Source organism: Kribbella aluminosa, from assembly GCF_017876295.1.
In the GTDB taxonomy this organism is placed as follows: domain Bacteria; phylum Actinomycetota; class Actinomycetes; order Propionibacteriales; family Kribbellaceae; genus Kribbella; species Kribbella aluminosa.
In genome coordinates this window covers 1,001,773-1,017,603 of record NZ_JAGINT010000001.1, presented here as the reverse complement: position 1 = coordinate 1,017,603, position 15,831 = coordinate 1,001,773, and the positions used below count along the sequence as shown (strand labels likewise).

14 protein-coding genes are annotated in these 15,831 nt (G+C 68.4%); 8 read left to right on the top strand and 6 right to left on the bottom strand.

Going from position 1 to position 15,831, the window contains the following annotated elements; all coding sequences use genetic code 11:
• Positions 1 to 73: 73 nt before the first annotated feature.
• A complete protein-coding gene (locus JOF29_RS05030; RefSeq protein ID WP_209693064.1) occupies positions 74 to 922 on the top strand; it encodes a phytanoyl-CoA dioxygenase family protein in 849 nt (282 codons plus the stop codon).
• A 158-nt stretch (positions 923 to 1,080) separates the two neighbouring features.
• Positions 1,081 to 2,205: a phosphoserine transaminase gene (serC, locus tag JOF29_RS05025; RefSeq protein ID WP_372446224.1), complete on the top strand. Its 1,125-nt coding sequence runs from the start codon at positions 1,081 to 1,083 to the stop codon at positions 2,203 to 2,205.
• Here the strand turns inward: serC and JOF29_RS05020 are convergent.
• From JOF29_RS05020 to JOF29_RS05010, 3 genes are all read right to left on the bottom strand, one after another.
• On the bottom strand, positions 2,165 to 3,355 hold the full coding sequence (locus JOF29_RS05020; RefSeq protein WP_209693063.1) for a hypothetical protein: 1,191 nt from the start codon (positions 3,353 to 3,355) through the stop codon (positions 2,165 to 2,167). The genes serC and JOF29_RS05020 overlap by 41 nt on opposite strands.
• Entirely contained in the window at positions 3,352 to 4,587 is a 1,236-nt protein-coding gene (locus tag JOF29_RS05015) for a class I SAM-dependent methyltransferase (RefSeq protein ID WP_307863150.1), read from the bottom strand. The genes JOF29_RS05020 and JOF29_RS05015 overlap by 4 nt, the downstream gene beginning before the upstream one ends.
• Positions 4,588 to 4,862: 275 nt before the next feature.
• Positions 4,863 to 5,231: a hypothetical protein gene (locus JOF29_RS05010; RefSeq protein ID WP_209693062.1), complete on the bottom strand. Its 369-nt coding sequence runs from the start codon at positions 5,229 to 5,231 to the stop codon at positions 4,863 to 4,865.
• Between the two features lie 164 nt (positions 5,232 to 5,395).
• Between JOF29_RS05010 and JOF29_RS05005 the strand changes: the two genes are divergently transcribed.
• Positions 5,396 to 5,983 carry a winged helix-turn-helix domain-containing protein gene (locus tag JOF29_RS05005; protein WP_209693061.1) on the top strand — a complete coding sequence of 196 codons (588 nt, stop codon included), beginning with the start codon at positions 5,396 to 5,398 and terminating at the stop codon, positions 5,981 to 5,983.
• Positions 5,984 to 5,994: 11 nt separating this feature from the next.
• Positions 5,995 to 7,263, top strand: coding sequence for an MFS transporter (locus tag JOF29_RS05000; protein ID WP_209693060.1), 1,269 nt, complete (start codon positions 5,995 to 5,997; stop codon positions 7,261 to 7,263).
• On the opposite strand, the gene JOF29_RS04995 is transcribed toward JOF29_RS05000, so the two are convergent.
• The 3 genes from JOF29_RS04995 to JOF29_RS04985 all read right to left on the bottom strand — a co-directional run bounded on the left by JOF29_RS04995 (position 7,193) and on the right by JOF29_RS04985 (position 10,860).
• Positions 7,193 to 8,302, bottom strand: a complete 1,110-nt coding sequence (locus JOF29_RS04995; RefSeq protein ID WP_245357450.1) for a hypothetical protein — start codon at positions 8,300 to 8,302, stop codon at positions 7,193 to 7,195. The two genes, JOF29_RS05000 and JOF29_RS04995, sit on opposite strands and share 71 nt — an antisense overlap.
• A 221-nt stretch (positions 8,303 to 8,523) precedes the next feature.
• Positions 8,524 to 9,180: a hypothetical protein gene (locus tag JOF29_RS04990; RefSeq protein WP_209693059.1), complete on the bottom strand. Its 657-nt coding sequence runs from the start codon at positions 9,178 to 9,180 to the stop codon at positions 8,524 to 8,526.
• Between the two features lie 90 nt (positions 9,181 to 9,270).
• Positions 9,271 to 10,860 (bottom strand): acyltransferase, encoded by a 1,590-nt coding sequence (locus JOF29_RS04985; protein WP_209693058.1) that lies wholly within the window; start codon positions 10,858 to 10,860, stop codon positions 9,271 to 9,273.
• A gap of 107 nt (positions 10,861 to 10,967) precedes the next feature.
• Here JOF29_RS04985 and JOF29_RS04980 point away from each other — a divergent pair, with 107 nt between their 5' ends.
• The 4 genes from JOF29_RS04980 to JOF29_RS04965 all read left to right on the top strand — a co-directional run bounded on the left by JOF29_RS04980 (position 10,968) and on the right by JOF29_RS04965 (position 15,804).
• Entirely contained in the window at positions 10,968 to 12,050 is a 1,083-nt protein-coding gene (locus JOF29_RS04980; protein WP_209693057.1) for a LacI family DNA-binding transcriptional regulator, read from the top strand.
• Positions 12,051 to 12,690: 640 nt separating this feature from the next.
• Entirely contained in the window at positions 12,691 to 14,004 is a 1,314-nt protein-coding gene (locus tag JOF29_RS04975; protein WP_209693056.1) for an ABC transporter substrate-binding protein, read from the top strand.
• 2 nt (positions 14,005 to 14,006) lie between these two features.
• Complete coding sequence (locus JOF29_RS04970) at positions 14,007 to 14,972, top strand: carbohydrate ABC transporter permease (protein ID WP_209693055.1); 966 nt, start codon at positions 14,007 to 14,009, stop codon at positions 14,970 to 14,972.
• Complete coding sequence (locus JOF29_RS04965) at positions 14,965 to 15,804, top strand: carbohydrate ABC transporter permease (RefSeq protein WP_209693054.1); 840 nt, start codon at positions 14,965 to 14,967, stop codon at positions 15,802 to 15,804. The genes JOF29_RS04970 and JOF29_RS04965 overlap by 8 nt, the downstream gene beginning before the upstream one ends.
• Positions 15,805 to 15,831 lie beyond the last annotated feature (27 nt).

The window sequence follows — 15,831 nt, the reverse complement described above, 5'->3', positions numbered from 1 at the left end:
GTGAATCCTCCGTGGTCTTCAGTCATACGCAGGCCGGAAAATAGAACCCGTCCGAAGCCTAGAGGAGCTATGCATGAGCGTTTCATACAACACCTCCACCCTCCGGGAAGAGTTCGACCAGACCGGGTACACGCTGGTGCGGGGGCTGTTCTCCACGGACGAGGCCGAACGGCTCCGCGACCACTACATGCAGGTCCGGCAGCGCGGTCCGCGCGACCACGACTTCGCCGGCCACACCTCGACCGACCGGGACCCGCTGAAGCGGTACCCGCGGATGGCGCAGATGCACCGCTGGGACGAGGCGTCGCTGCAGTGGATGATCGACCCGCGGATCGACCAGGTGATGACCGAGCTGCTCGGTAGGTCGCCGTACGCGGTCCAGACGATGCTCTACTTCAAGCCCGCCGGTTCGCGCGGGCAGGCGCTGCACCAGGACAACTTCTACCTGAAGGCGGACCCGGGGACCTGCATCGCGGCCTGGATGGCGCTCGACGAGGTCGACGTCGCGAACGGTTGCCTGGAGGTCGTACCGGGCTCGCACCGCTGGCCGATCCTGTGCACCGAGAAGGCCGACACCACGGTCAGCTTCACCGACGTCACGGTCCCGCTGCCGACGGCCGAGGCCGCCGTACCGGTGGAGATGGAGCCGGGCGACGTGCTGTTCTTCCACGGGGCACTCGTCCACGGGAGCAACCCGAACGTCACCACCGACCGGTTCCGGCGGGCGCTGATCGGGCACTACATCCAGGGCGAGGCAGAGCGTGTCGCGCAGTACTACCATCCGGCGCTGCGAATGGACGGGACCGAGCTCCTGCTCGAGGTCGCCGAGGGCGGCGGCGCCTGCGGCGAGTGGACCGACACCCCCGACGGGCCGGTAGCCCTCCTGACGGGCACCGAGCACACCACCCGCAAACACGAATGAACCCACTTTGGGCACCCACCAACCATGCTCCTGCGGGAAGAGTGGTTGGTGGGTGCCCAAGGTGGACCCGCGCCGGGGTGGGCGTTGGGGTATGCGAAGATGGAGGTGGCTGACAGCGTCGTCGGCGTTGTGGAGTGCAGACGACGAAGGGAACGCTGGTGACCAGCGAAATTCAGATTCCTGCAGAGCTCAAGCCCACCGACGGCCGCTTCGGTGCCGGTCCGTCGAAGGTCCGTCCGGAAGCCGTCGCCGCGCTCGCGACCGAGGGCGCCAAGCTGCTCGGCACCTCCCACCGGCAGGCGCCGGTGAAGAACCTGGTGAAGCGGGTCCAGGAGGGTGTCGCGGAGCTGTTCCAGCTGCCCGACGGGTACCAGGTCGTGCTCGGCAACGGCGGCTCGACCGCGTTCTGGGATGTCGCGACGTTCGGGCTGATCCGGGAGAAGAGCCAGCACCTGAGCTTCGGCGAGTTCTCCTCGAAGTTCGCGAAGGCCGCTCAGCAGGCGCCGCACCTCGGTGACCCGACGATCGTGAAGTCCGAGCCCGGCACCCGCCCGATCGCGGTCGCGGAGGCCGGTGTCGACCTGTACGCGTGGCCGCACAACGAGACCTCCACCGGTGTGATGGCGCTGGTCAAGCGGGTCGAAGGTGTCGACGAAGGTGCGCTGATCGCGATCGACGCCACCTCCGGCGCCGGCGGCCTCCCGGTCGACATCAACGAGGTCGACGCGTACTACTTCGCCCCGCAGAAGTGCTTCGCCTCGGACGGCGGCCTGTGGATCGCGGTCCTGAGCCCGGCGGCGCTCGCGCGCGTCGAGGAGATCACCGCGTCCGGCCGCTGGACCCCGGCGTTCCTGGACCTGGCGACCGCGATCGACAACTCCAGCAAGAACCAGACCTACAACACGCCGTCGCTGGCCACGCTGTTCCTGATGGCCGAGCAGACAGACTGGATCAACGGCCAGGGCGGCCTGAAGTGGAGCGTCGGCCGTACGACGGACTCCAGCACCCGGCTGTACACGTGGGCCGAGAAGTCGGAGTACGCGACGCCGTACGTCACCGACCCGGACGCCCGCTCGCTGGTGATCGGCACGATCGACCTGGACGACTCGATCGACGCCGCCGCGGTCGCCAAGACGCTGCGCGCCAACGGCATCGTCGACACCGAGCCGTACCGCAAGCTCGGCCGCAACCAGCTCCGGGTGGCGATGTTCCCGGCGGTCGACCCGGACGACGTCGAGAAGCTCACCCAGGCCATCGACTACGTCGTCGAAAACCTGAAGTAACTGCTGGTGTGAAACAGCCGCCGTCCCTCGCGGAGGGGCGGCGGCTGTTTGCTGTCAGGAATGCTGGCGGCGGTGCGGGGTGGGTGGGGGCCTGGCCGGTGAGGCGGTCGTTCTCGGCCTGGCGGTCCCGGCGTTCGCGGCGGCCGGGGGGGAAGGTGAAGACGGTGATGATCAGCGCGAACAGGGCGGCGCCGATGATGATCCAGCGCAGGTTGTGGCTCTTGCCCGAGGTGTCCGAGCTGCTGTTGTCGGTCGTCGATGCGGGCTTCGGCGTGGCGCTCGCCCCCGGCGTCTTGGTACCGGTCGTCGCCTTCGCGGGCACCGCCAGCTCGTAGATACCCGGGCTCGTGCCGTCCGCGCCGAACACCACGGTGCCGTCGGTGGCGCCCAACGCGATGCTGCCGCCCTCGCCGGGCAGCGCCGTGGCGCGGGCGATGGCGTTCGGGTTGTCGCCCCAGGCCACGGTCGCGAGGTCGGTCGAGGTGCGCAGTACGACTCGCTGGCCGTCCGGCAGGAACGTCCCGTCGGTGATCACACCGGTCGGCGCCGACGCCAGCTTGGTGAGGTCGTTGGTGCCCTGACGGGTTGGCGCGGGCGGCGCGGAGTAGATGGTGCCGGCGCCCTTGGACGACTTCGTCACGACGTACAGCTGGCTGGTCTGGGGCTCGATCAGCAGCGCCTCGGCGTCGTGCGGGCCGTCCGGGTACTTGAAGTCGTACTGGTGGTACTTCACGTTGGTCGCGTCCTGCAGGCTGGCCGGCTCCGGGATCGTGTAGATCTCGATCTGGGCCCGGCTCAGCTTACTGTCGCCGATATCGGCGATGTAGAGCGTGCCGTTCCGGTCGATGCCGAGCGCCTCGACGTCGGAGACGTTCGCGCCGAACCGGAACACCGCCTGCACCTTGCCGGTCGCGTCGAGGGCGAACACCCGGCCGGTGGAGCCGGAGCTGCTCACCGCCCAGTACGTGCCCTGGTGCTTGCTGCTCTTGACCAGCCCGGTCGGATGCTTGATCCGGTCGTCGTTGATCGAGAACAGCTTCTTCGCCGCCGGGTCCGCGGTCCCGGTCGCCGAGGCGGTCGGCAGGGCGGTACCCGCGAGGGCGAAGAGCGTCGCACCCAGCAGCGCGAGGGCGATCCGGAGCTGTCTCACGAGACCACCTCAGCAGCCGCGGGGAGCAACAGTTGCGCCAGGCGCGGCGTCACCTGCCATTCGGTGACCATTGCCTGGTACTCGGCCCGCAGGTCCGCGGCCGGTTCGGCCCCGGTCCGCGCGGCACGGAGCAGCAGATTGCGCGGCGTGTGCTGACTGTCCACGAACTGCACAACCTCCACCCGGTAGCCGACCTGTCGGAGCACCGCCGCCCGCAGGGTATCCGTCAGGACGTCGGCGAACCGCTCTCGAACGATGCCATATCTCGTCATCAGCGCATAAGGCGCCGGTGGTGTGACGCTCTTCAGCTGCTTTTGGATGTCGTGATGACAACATGGAGCCGCAAGTACCAGCGCGGCCTCCCAGCGGACCGCCCGCGCGAGCGCGTCGTCGGTCGCCGTGTCGCAGGCGTGCAGCGCCAGTACGACATCCGGCTGCACGTCCAGCTCCGCACCCTCGATGGTCGCATCCAGGAACCGCAGGTGCTGCTGCCACCCGAGCGCCTCGACCACCCGGGTGTTCCGCTTGCGGGCCGCCGGATTGTGGTCGATACCGGTCATCCGTACGTCGTGCCCGGCCGCGGACAGCAGGTGGTACGCCGCCAACGTCAGGTACGCGTTCCCGCAGCCGAGGTCGACGACCTGCAGCGGCCGGTCCGTCTCGATCCGCCCCGCCGCGACCGCCTCGTCGAGCGCCGGCGCAAGCAGCTTGCAGAACTCCTCGATCTGCTTGTACTTCGCCTGCCGCGACGGTTTCACCCGCCCCTGGTGATCGCTGATCCCGAGCTCGACCAGGAACGGCGCCGCCGGATCCAGCACCCGCCGCTTCACCCGGTCATGACTCGTCTGCTGCTCCCGGCTGTCCTCCTGCCGGTGCAGCAGCTCCTTGCCCTTCTTGGTGTACCGCAGCCGCAACGTCTCGGTGGTCATCTCGACATGCCACGACCCGTACCCCGCCCCGAGCAGCTCGTCGACCACCTTCTCCGACTCCGCCGCCGGCACGTTACGCGTATGCGCCTGCCGCTCGTCGAACTCGGCGACCTGCAGGTGCCGCTCCCCCTTCAGATCGACGTACCGCACCTCGACCCGCAAAAACCCCGGCGCCGCTGCTCCCCGCCGCCGCCCGGACCCGACCCCCCGAACCAACCCGTCCCGCTCCAGCAGCGCAGCCCGCACCTCCCCCAACACCCCGGCCCCCACCGGCACCTCATCCGACCACACCTCTGGCTGCACCGCCCCATTGTCCCCGACCCTCACCCCCGATCACAAAACGATCTCGCCCACCCACCGTCAATCCCCGGCCAACCCGGCAGGTAAACAGGCTTGAAATGTATCCACGCGGAGGCTTCGGGAAACCCATACCTACTGGGTCCGGAATGACAAGGTGCGGACCGCGCGTGCGCCGCCGAAGGCGACCAGAAAACAGTCGCCGCCCTTCCACCCGCAAGCGCCCCACGACGACGGCAGACCAGCACCCGGGGTGGGCGGTGATATGGGGGTGGTGGGGGCTATTCGGGTTTGGGGTCTTCTTCGAGGAGGATGCCGATGGTTCTCAGGCGGGTGATGATGCCGCCTTCCTGGCGGCCCAGGGCTTCGGTGAGGGCGTCGAGGGAGGCGCCGTTGTTGTACATGTCGGTGAGGGTCTTGGTGTCTTCCTCGGTCCACTGGCGGAAGGCGTTCGGGGCGGTCTGGCGGGCCTTCTGGATCTTGCGGACCATCGACTTCGGGTTCAGGGGCTCGAGGGAGCGGATCCGGGACTGGCGGTGGCGGCCGACCTCCTCGCCTTTCTGCCAGAAGATCACCGCCCCGTCGTCGAACGTCATCAGGTCGGCGACGACGTCGCAGTAGTCGGCGTCGTCGAGCATCACGCGCATCATCTGTGGTTCCTCTTTCGGTCGGTCCTGAGGGATCTGGTCGACAGAGAAGATGCCGCGATCCGCACGACCTCCGCAGAGCGATCTGGAGGCTGTGGACAACCGATTGCACAATTCGTTTGCAAAATATCTTTGCAAGTAACCTGTGCAGTCGTACAGTCAGCGTCATGAGCGACGAGAGCAGCAACGAGGCGCCGCGGACCGTTCGGCTGGATCGGGAGTTGGTGCGGGCGCTGGCGCATCCGATGCGGAACCGGATTCTGGGGTTGCTTCGGGTGTACGGGCCGCAGACCGCGACCACCCTGGCCGGGCGGCTCGGGGTGAACACCGGTGCGACCAGCTACCACCTGAGGCAGCTCGCGGAGGCCGGTCTGGTGATTGAGGACGACAGCCGGGGCAACGCGCGCGACAGGTGGTGGAAGGCAGCGCACCAGGGGACCGAGTTCGACAAGGCCGAGCTGCTGGACCAGGAGCCGGAGCTGGCGCTGGGATTCCTGCACGGTGTCGGCCAGTCGTACGCCGAGAACATCTTCAGCTTCATCGACGCCGTGCAGACGATGCCGGCGGACTGGCGGGACGCAAGCGTGCTGTCGGACTACTTCTTCCATCTTCGCGCCGACCAGCTCGACGCGATGATGCAGGAGGTGCTGGCGGTCCTGGAGAAGTACAAGACGGCCGACCTGACCGCTCCCCTGCCGGAGGGCGCCGAGCAGGTCACCGTGCAGCTCCAGGCGTTCCCCCGCGAGACGCGGTAGGAGGTGCAGCGGTGAGGCAAGCAAAACCGCTGATCGCGTTCCTGGTGGCGAACGTGGTGTCGATCTGCGGGACCCGCGTCAGCGCGATCGCGATCCCGTGGTTCGTGCTGATCACCACAGGCTCGCCCGTCAAGACCGGCCTGGTCGCACTGGCCGAGATGACGCCGCTGGTCGTCGTGAAGGCCGTAGGCGGCCCGCTGATCGACAAGGTCGGCGCCCGCCGGATCAGCGTCCTGGCAGACACCGCCAGTACCGGCGTGGTCGCCCTCGTACCGCTCCTGCACACACTCGGCCTGCTGCACTTCCCGACGCTGCTGGCACTCGTCGCGGTCGCCGGCGCGCTCCGCGGGCCAGGTGATTCCGCCAAGGAGACCCTGATCCCGGACATCGCCCGAGCCGCCAGGGTCCCGCTGGAGCGGGTGACGGGGCTGGAGAGTACGACGGAACGCCTGGCCGGCTTCTTCGCGTACGCCCTGGCAGGCGGACTGATCACGCTGGCCGGAGCAGTCAACGCGCTCTGGATCGACGCCGCGTCGTTCGGGATCTGCGCCGTACTCATCGCACGCTGGATCCCGAAGCAGGACAAGCAACTGGTCAACGACGAGGAGGCGTACGGACGCCGCCTGCTGGAGGGCTGGCACTTCCTCCGTACCGACAGGCTCCTGCTGCCGCTGGTAGTGATGATCGCCGTCACCAACCTGCTCGACGCCGCGACCAGCACCGTTTTACTGCCGGTCTGGATCAAAGAGCACGGCTACGGCCCCGGCCACACCAGCCTGATCCTCACCTCGTTCGGCGTGACCGCGACCGGGTTCGCCCTGCTCGCGTCGGCGATCGGCGACCGCATCCCGCGCAAGCTCGTGTTCACGCTGGCATTCCTGATCGCCGGTGCGCCGCGCTTCGTGGCGATGGCGACCGACGCGCCGGTGTGGGGGCTGATGGCGGTGTACGCCGTGGGCGGTATCGGGGCCGGCTTCATCAACCCGGTGCTCGGCGCGATCCGGGTCGAGCGGATCCCCAGGCACCTGCTCGGCAGGGTCAACTCGCTGTCCAACGCGGCGTGCTGGACCGGCGTACCGCTGGGAGGTGTTGTGGCCGGTGCCGCGATCGCCGCGGTCGGCCTGGCGCCGGCGCTGATTGCGGGCGGTGCGATCTACCTGATCGCCACCATGTCACCGGTACTGATCGGCCGCCACGAGAGCTGGAAAGCTACACCGGATCGGACGGGTCCTCCGGGAACGGCGGCAGGTCCGGCTCGGGTGGCAGCCGGTGCGTCATAGCCTTCGTACTGTCGTCCACCGCCCGCCGCATGCGGTCCCGCTCCGCTCGCAGCAGCCCCAGCATCACCAGGTCCAGCAGCATGCCTCCGGCGGCCGCGAACTGCGTAGCGGCGAACTGGAAGACCTGTGTCATCAGCAACGACACCAGCACCGCAAGCTCGAACAGCCGGACCGCCCGCGCCCGGTTACGCTTCCGCAGGGCCAGCGCACCACGCACCGTGAAGGTTGCCGACAGCAAGCTCCCGGCCGTGACACCAAGCACAGGCAAGGTGTTGAGCCCGTCCCCCAGTACGGCGGCGATGACCAGCTCACCGATCACCTGGATCGCCAGTACGGCGACCGCGACCGTCGGAGCCTTCGGGTGCGTGGCCAGCCGCTCGAAGCCGCGCTGGACCGCCTGCCACGCCGCGTCCACCGGAGCGGCCAGCTCCACCTCGTCCGGCGGGCAGGCGGCCAGTAGCTCGGTGGTCTCCCGCCGTCCGCCGACCTCCCGCGGTACCTGGTTCAGCAACTCGGCCGCTTCCGCACGGCGCCGGCGGGACAGGCCGCCCGCGACCCCCTCGACGGCGTGGTCGATGACGTTCGCCAGCTCCTCCCGCGGGTCGATCGGCCGGCGGGTGGTCAGGAAGCGGAATCCCAGCACGATCAGGACGAAGACGATGTACACGATCGCCGCGGTCGGCTTGTAGAAGTAGTTGTTGTCCGAGGTGACGAACTTCCCGACCTCGTCGATGAACAGTCCGAACCCGATCCCGCCGATCGTCGCCGCCGCCGGCCGGACGACCGGTCCGACGTACCCGAGCAGCAGCGAGATCGCGACGAACATCAGCAGGCCGCCGGGCAGGACGTGCGCGATGTGCAGGCCCTTGCCGCCGATCTGCGGGTATCCGCTCAGGCTGAGCAGCAGCCGGGTGATCAGCACCGTCGCCACCCCGGACACCACGAACGTCGTCAGGTGCTCCCCGGAGCGCACGTTCCGGACCATCCCGGCCCGCATCAGGTACGACGAACGTTCACCGGCAGTGCTGGTGGTGGTCATGGGGCCTCCCGGTCTGGACTGAGGAGCGCAGGGAGCGAAGCGACCGGAGCGACGAGGGAAGACCGGGAGCAACAGCCCCATGACCCGCCGCGACGGAGTCGCGGCATGTGCAGGGCCATGGAGCGTGACGTTACCGGAGGAAGGCTGCCACGACGACGATGGCGACCAAGGCTGCCAGTACGAGGGAGGTCACCAGTCGGCGCGTGCGGGGGTCCACGGGGTCAGAGTAGGCGGAAGTTCCCGACGAAGGTGCCGTGGGGGTCGACCCGCCGCTTGATCTCCCGGAGCCTGGCGAGGTCGTCCGAGCTGTAGCAATCCTCCAGAGTGTTCCAGGCGGACAGCCCGGTCGCCGTCTTCTGGCCGACCAGCCACGGCGACAGGGCCTCTTGCAAGGCCCGCAGAGCACGCTCACCAGGCTCTTGTTGGTCGGATGTGGCCGCGATGGAAACAGCCAGGACCAGGTACGACGCCTGTGGGTCAGCGGCCGCCACACCCGGATACCGGCCGTCTTGGCCGGACCGTAGGTGCCAGATGACCACCTGGAAGAGCGGCGGCTTCCCGAACTCCTGCGGCGTGCTGATCAGCTCAGGAGCGACCTCCTGGAACGGACTGGTGATCAGCGACAGCGCCTGCGTGGACAGCGAGTTGAGCTCTGCCACCCCACTCGGCTGCAGCGGCCCGATGACCTCGTAGATCGCCGTACCTGCTGCCCGCACGATCGACAGCACCTGCTCCAGCTCAACGGCCGAGGCGTCCGGAGTGATCACGTCGACCAGGCAGAACGACTTCTCCCGGACCGCCTCCGGCAGGCCCGGTGCTGCTGGGTAGTGAACGAGGTACGCCCACAGCGTGACGCACTCCGGCGCCTCCTTGGTCAACCAGCTCCGCGGCGTACCTGCTCCCAGTCCGGGCTAGCACTCGTCCCCGCAGCTGTTCCATCATGGCCCGGCTGTACCACGCGTACTGGGTCAGACGAGCGGCTCCGGCCGGTGGACGCCGCGGGAACGGTAGCCGAGCGCGTCGGACACGCCGAGGTAGTCGGACAGCAGCCAGATGATCGCCAGCCACATCTCGGTCCCCTGCAGGCCCGGGATCGCCCGGTCGTCGGTCCCGTCCGGCGCGAACGCGAACCCGGCGCCGTCGACCCAGCGGGGCAGGATCGCCCGCAGCTGCTGCTCGGCCCAGCGGCGCCCGTCGGCCTCGCCGTACGACGTCTGCTTGCGCGCCAGCCACAGCGGATGGATGACGTCGAGCACGTTGCAGGCGTTGTAGTTGTCGCCGGTGAACATCCGCTGATCGTTGCTGTGCGCAAGCACTGTGGCGACTGCTCGTTCCGGGTACGGCAGCGGCAGGCCGAACTGCGCGTACGTGCCGCGGGTGAGGCGGTAGAAGCCGTTCACGACCTGCAGCAACCCGTCGTCCGGATGGGGCGAACCCCACATCCCGGTCCCGGGATCGACTCGGGTGTGGAGCCAGCCCATCAGCAGTTCGAGGTGGCCGGGTTCGCCGCGGTTCTGCAGCGCCAGCGCCGTACCGAGAGCGTCGATCCCGGAGCCCGACGACCAGGCCCTTCTTGCCCAGGGCAACTTGTCCAGGTCGCCGACCTCGAAGGTCGTGTCGATCGGGTGCTCGAAGCTGCTTCCGAGGACCTGGAGCGCATACCCGACACACAGGACGTGGTAGCTGGCGGGCCCTTCCAGGACAGCGAGTTCGGCGTCCGGCTGGTCTTCCGGTGGTACCAGTCCGGTCGCCGGATCCTGGTGTTCGCGGAGCCGGCGGACGAGGTCGTCGCGGGTGTGGCCGGCCGGGGCACGGCGTACCAGCAGGTCCGCGATCTCGATGGCGTCGCACCACGGGCGGATCTCCGGCGCGCGGTCGGCACCGGGGCGGTCGACGAAGCGCGTACCGTCCCAGCAGCGCGCGAGTACGTCGTCGGTCTGGGCGCGGGCCTTCGCGGCGAACGCCGTCAGCAGGGTGGGTAGGTCACCTGACATGGATGCTCCTGTCCGCGAGCGGAGGATGCGGGCGGGGTTGCCGGCCGCTACCGAGTTGGCCGGGATGTTCTTGGTGACGACCGCGCCGGCGCCGATGACGCTGTGCGGGCCGACCGTGACGCCGTCCAGGATGGTCACGTTCGAGCCGATCCAGACGTCGTCGCCGATCGTGATGCCGAGCGCGGTGTGCGGCTGCTTGAAGATCGGCTCGCCCGGCGCGGTGCCGTGGTTGAACGCGAGCAGCGAGGTGTGCGCGCCGATCCGGACGCCGTCGCCGATCGTGACCACGCCGCGGACGGCCGCGAACGGGTTGATCGTGGAGTCGGAGCCGAGCGTGATCCGTCCGGTGACGTAGGCGTGCGCCGCGATGTACGAACGCTCCCCCATCCGGAGTTCGTCGCAGTACACCGCGGCCGACTCCGCGACGTACACATCGGTGGCGAGCTCGACCGACCCGCCGAGCCGCGCCTGCCGTTCGGACTGGCGGTCCCGCTCGGCAGCGGAGGCCTTCCGGGCGTACTCCCAGGGCAGGAAATCCAGGCGCAACGGCTCGTTCGGCAACATGGGAAAACGCTATCCAAAACCGCGCGCTCCCGCTAGCCCTGAAACCCCGCTGCTAATCTCCCGTCTGACATGAACACTTTTCCGTCTGTGCGAGGGGCGGCCGGGCGATGACGACGAGCGGACCCGATGCGGACGGCGACGCCGGCGGCGACGGCCCGGCGAGCGGCACGCGCCGCAGTCACCGGGTCACGATCAGCGACCTCGCGCGCCGGCTGCACATCTCGAAGGCGTCGGTCTCGTACGCACTGAACGGCCGCGCCGGGGTCAGCGAGGAGACCCGGCAACGGGTGCTCGACCTGGCCGAGGAGCTCGGGTTCCACCCGAACTCCGCCGCGGTCGCGCTGTCCGCGAGCCGGACCCGGACGATCGGGATCGTGATCGCGCGGGACCCCACGCTGATCTCCACCGAGGCGTTCTACATGCGCACGCTGGTCGGCATCGAGCAGTACCTGAACGAGGTCGACTCGTCGCTGCTGCTCCGGCTCACCGGCGAGCACGGCGAGGACCTCGACGTACTGCGGCGGTGGTCGCAGCAGGGGCGGGTGGACGGGTTCATCCTGTTCGACGAACGCGAGGACGACCAGCGGATCCCGTTGCTGAAGGAGCTCGGCGTGCCGTGCGTGGTGGTCAGCTCGAACGAGCCGAACGACGCGGTCGGGCGGTTGATCAACTCGACGGTGGAGACCGTCGACCTGATCCTCGACCACCTGGTCGAGCTCGGGCACACCAACATCGCGCACATCAGCGGGCCGTTCACGTTCATTCACGAGCGGTCGCGGGTGCAGACGCTGCACGAGGGCGGCGTACGGCGCGGGGTCACCGTGCGGCACGTCGAGGGGAGTTACCGGTACGACGACGGCGCCGAGTTGACGCGCCGGCTGCTGACGGGGCCGAACCCGCCGACCGCGATCGTGCTCGGGAACGACCTGATGGCGGTCGCGGCGCTGCGGGTCGCGATGGATCTCGGTACTGCGGTGCCGGGGCAGGTGTCGGTGGTGGCGTGGGACGACTCGCCGCTGTGCGAACTCACGCGGCCGGGGATCACCGCGGTCGACCAGAAGACGATGGAGCGCGGGCGCGCGGCCGCGGACCTGCTGCTGCGGATCATCACCAGCAACACCACCCTCCACGAGGAGGCCCCCGCGGGCGAACTCCGCCCCCGGGAGTCCTCAGGCCCAGCCCCCTCCTAACTCCTGCCCCACAAGGGTTGCCCATTCACGTGGAGGGTTGCCCCCTCGCATTTGGGATAGGCAACCCTCCACTCCAGTGGGCATCCCCCGAGCTGGAGGGTTCGCGGGGGCCGTTGGGGGTTGCCCATTCAACTGGAGGGTTGCCCCCTCGCAATTTGAGTGGGCAACCCTCCAAGTGAATGGGCAACCCCGCGGGCGGGAGCGCCGGCGCGGGGCCGCGGGGGCCGGCGGTGCGGGGCCGGCGGTGCGTGTCGTACGCCGGGAACGCGGGCGCGAGACCCACCCCGGGAACGCGGGCGCGAGACCCACCCCGGAAGCGCGGGCGCGGGACGTACGCCGGGAACGCGGGCGCGGGACCCACCCCGGGAGCGCGGGCGCGGGGCGTACGCCGGGAGTGCGGGGGTGGGGTGGGTGGGGCGCTGAGGGAGGGGAGTTTGAAGACTGTGTGACATCGGGTGTTCGCGGAGTGTGGCGGATTGCGTTTGCCGGGGGACTCGTGAAGGTTGGGTGAGTCACGAGGTCGTAACGAAGACCGGGGAACTGAACCGGTTAGGGTTTCGAAACTTAACCGGTTAGGTCAGTATGGGGCCGATCCGCCTCCGCAGGTCCGCGGGGGCTCGACGGGACGAGGGAGTCCGACGTGAGACTGCGTTCGCTTGTAGCCACGGTGGCTGCGACCGCCATGGGAGTCAGCCTCGCCGCCTGTGGTGGTGGCGACAAGAACGGCTCCTCCGGCGGCAGCTCCGGGGACCAGACGCTGACCTACTGGGCCAGCAACCAGGGCACCAGCCTGGACAACGACAAGCAGGTGCTGACCCCGGTCCTGCAGAAGTTCACCCAGGACACCGGTATCAAGGTCAACCTCGAGGTGATCGGCTGGAACGACCTGCAGACCCGGATCCAGACGGCCATCACCTCCGGCCAGGCGCCGGACGTGGTCAACATCGGCAACACCTGGGCGGCCTCGCTGCAGGCCACCGACGCGTTCCTGCCGTTCGACGGCGGTGCGATGAGCGCGATCGGCGGGAAGGACAAGTTCGTGCCGACGGCCCTGGCGACCGGCGGCAAGGAAGGCACCGACCCGACCTCCGTCCCGCTCTACGGTCTGGCGTACGGCCTGTACTACAACAAGGCGATGTTCGCCGCGGCCGGCCTGCAGCCGCCGAAGACCTGGGAGGAGATGGTCACCGACGCCAAGAAGCTGACCATCCCGGGCAAGCAGTGGGGTATGGCGCTGGCGGCCGGCAGCTACACCGAGAACGTGCACTTCGCGTTCATCAACGCCGCGCAGAACAAGGCCGACTGGTTCGGCGGCGACGGCAAGCCGACCTTCACCGGTGACGGCAACGTGCAGGGCGTACTGCGGTACCTCGACCTGATGCAGAAGGACAAGGTCGCGAACCCGTCGAACGCGCAGTACGACAACGGCACCAAGTCCGTGAACGACTTCGCCACCAAGAAGGTCGCGATGGTGATCAACCAGAACAACGCGGACTCCTCGATCGTCGCCAACGGGATGAAGGCCGGCGAGTACGGCGTCGTGCCGTTCCCGGCGCCGTCCGGTGGCGAGCAGGTGGCCAGCCACGTCGCGGGGATCAACCTGTCGGTCTTCAAGAACACCAAGCACAAGGACGCGGCGCTGAAGTTCGTGAAGTACATGACGGACGCGACCACGCAGAGCACGCTGGACAAGCCGTTCTCCGCGCTGCCGGTACTGAAGGACGCGAAGCCGAACTTCACCACCGACGCCGCCGAGGCCGCGACCTTCCAGGACATCTACAACACCAAGTCCAAGCCGCTGCCGCTGGTGCCGGCCGAGGACCAGTTCGAGAGCACCGTCGGCAAGGCGATGAACTCGATGTTCGCCAAGATCGCGACCGGCGGGACGGTGACCGCCGACGACGTGAAGGCGGCCCTGAAGACCGCACAGGACCAGGTGGCGGCGAGCAGCTGACGATGGCCGTCGCAACCGAAACCGCGACTCCGGCGCCGGCCAAGCGCCGGAGTCGCCTCGAGCACCGGCCCGGCCTGAACCGGTGGCTGCCGTACGCACTGCTGGCCCCGGCGGTGTTGCTGGAACTGCTCATCCACATCATCCCGATGCTGGTCGGGATCTGGATGAGCTTCGTGAAACTGACCAAGTTCTTCATCGCGAACTGGTCCGCCGCGCCCGGCGCCGGGCTGAACAACTACAAGGTCGCGCTCGACTTCAACAACGCCGTCGGGCAGGGGCTGCTGAAGTCCTTCGGCGTCACGGTCGCGTTCTCGCTGGTCACCGTCGCGTTCTCGTGGGTGCTCGGGATGGCCGCCGCGGTCGCGTTGCAGCCCGAGTTCCGCGGGCGCGGCGTCGTCCGGACGCTGTTCCTGGTGCCGTACGCGCTCCCGGCGTACGCCGGAATCCTGACCTGGAACTTCATGCTCCAGCGTGACACCGGCGCGGTGAACCACGTACTGCACCAGCTGCACCTGAACGACGGCAAGACGTTCTGGCTGATCGGCGGCAACGCGCTGGTCGCGCTGATCACGGTGGCCGGGTGGAAGCTGTGGACGTTCGCGTTCCTCACGCTGATGGCCGGTATGCAGAGCATCCCGCGGGATCTGTACGAGGCCGCGTCGGTGGACGGCGCCGGCAACCTCCGGCAGTGGCGCAACATCACGCTGCCGTCGCTGCGCCCGGTCAACCTGGTGCTGGTGCTCGTGCTGTTCCTGTGGACGTTCAGCGACTTCAACACGCCGTACGTGCTGTTCGGTACGGCGCAGCCGCCGGCCGGTGACCTGATCACGTTCCACATCTACAACGCGTCGTTCCTTACCTGGAACTTCGGCACCGGCGCGGCGATGTCCGTACTGCTGCTGGTCTTCCTGATGATCGTCACCGGCGCGTACCTGCTCGTCACCGGAAGGAGGTCACGTCGTGCGTGAGACCAGAGGCTTCAAGATCTACCGCGGCGTCACGCTGACCGTGCTCGGGCTGTTCGTGCTGATCCCGCTGTACGTGATGATCACGTCGTCGCTGAAACCGCTGAAGGACGTGCAGGGCGCGTTCACCTGGTGGCCGTCGAACCTGACGCTCGCGCCGTTCGTGGACATGTGGAAGACGGTGCCGCTGGCGAAGTACTTCGTGAACTCGACGATCGTGTCGGTGTCCGCGACGGTGTTCTCGGTGGCGATCGCGATCCTGGCGGCGTTCGCGGTGTCGCGGTTCAAGTTCCGCGGGCGGACCGTGTTCACCACGACGGTGCTGTCCACGCAGATGTTCCCGGGCGTGCTGTTCCTGCTGCCGCTGTTCCTGATCTTCGTGAACATCAACAACTCGTTCGGGCTGCAGCTGGTCGGGACGCGGCTCGGGCTGATCATCACGTACCTGACGTTCAGCCTGCCGTTCTCGATCTGGATGCTGGCCGGGTACTTCGACAGCATCCCGCGCGAGCTCGACGAGGCCGCACTGGTCGACGGCTGCGGTCCGATGGGCGCGCTCTGGCGGGTCGTACTGCCGGCAGCTCGGCCGGGGGTGATCGCGGTGGCGATCTACTCGTTCATGACCGCGTGGGGCGAGGTCCTGTTCGCGTCGGTGATGACCACCGAGGCCAACCGCACCCTCTCCGTCGGTCTGCGCCAGTACTCCACTCAGACCAACATCTACTGGAACCAGATCATGGCCGCCGCGCTGGTGGTCAGCGTCCCGGTCGTCATCGGCTTCCTCCTCGCCCAACGCCACTTCGTCGCCGGCGTAACGGCCGGCGCGGTGAAGTAGCCTCGACATCGCGTTGCGTCCGAAGAT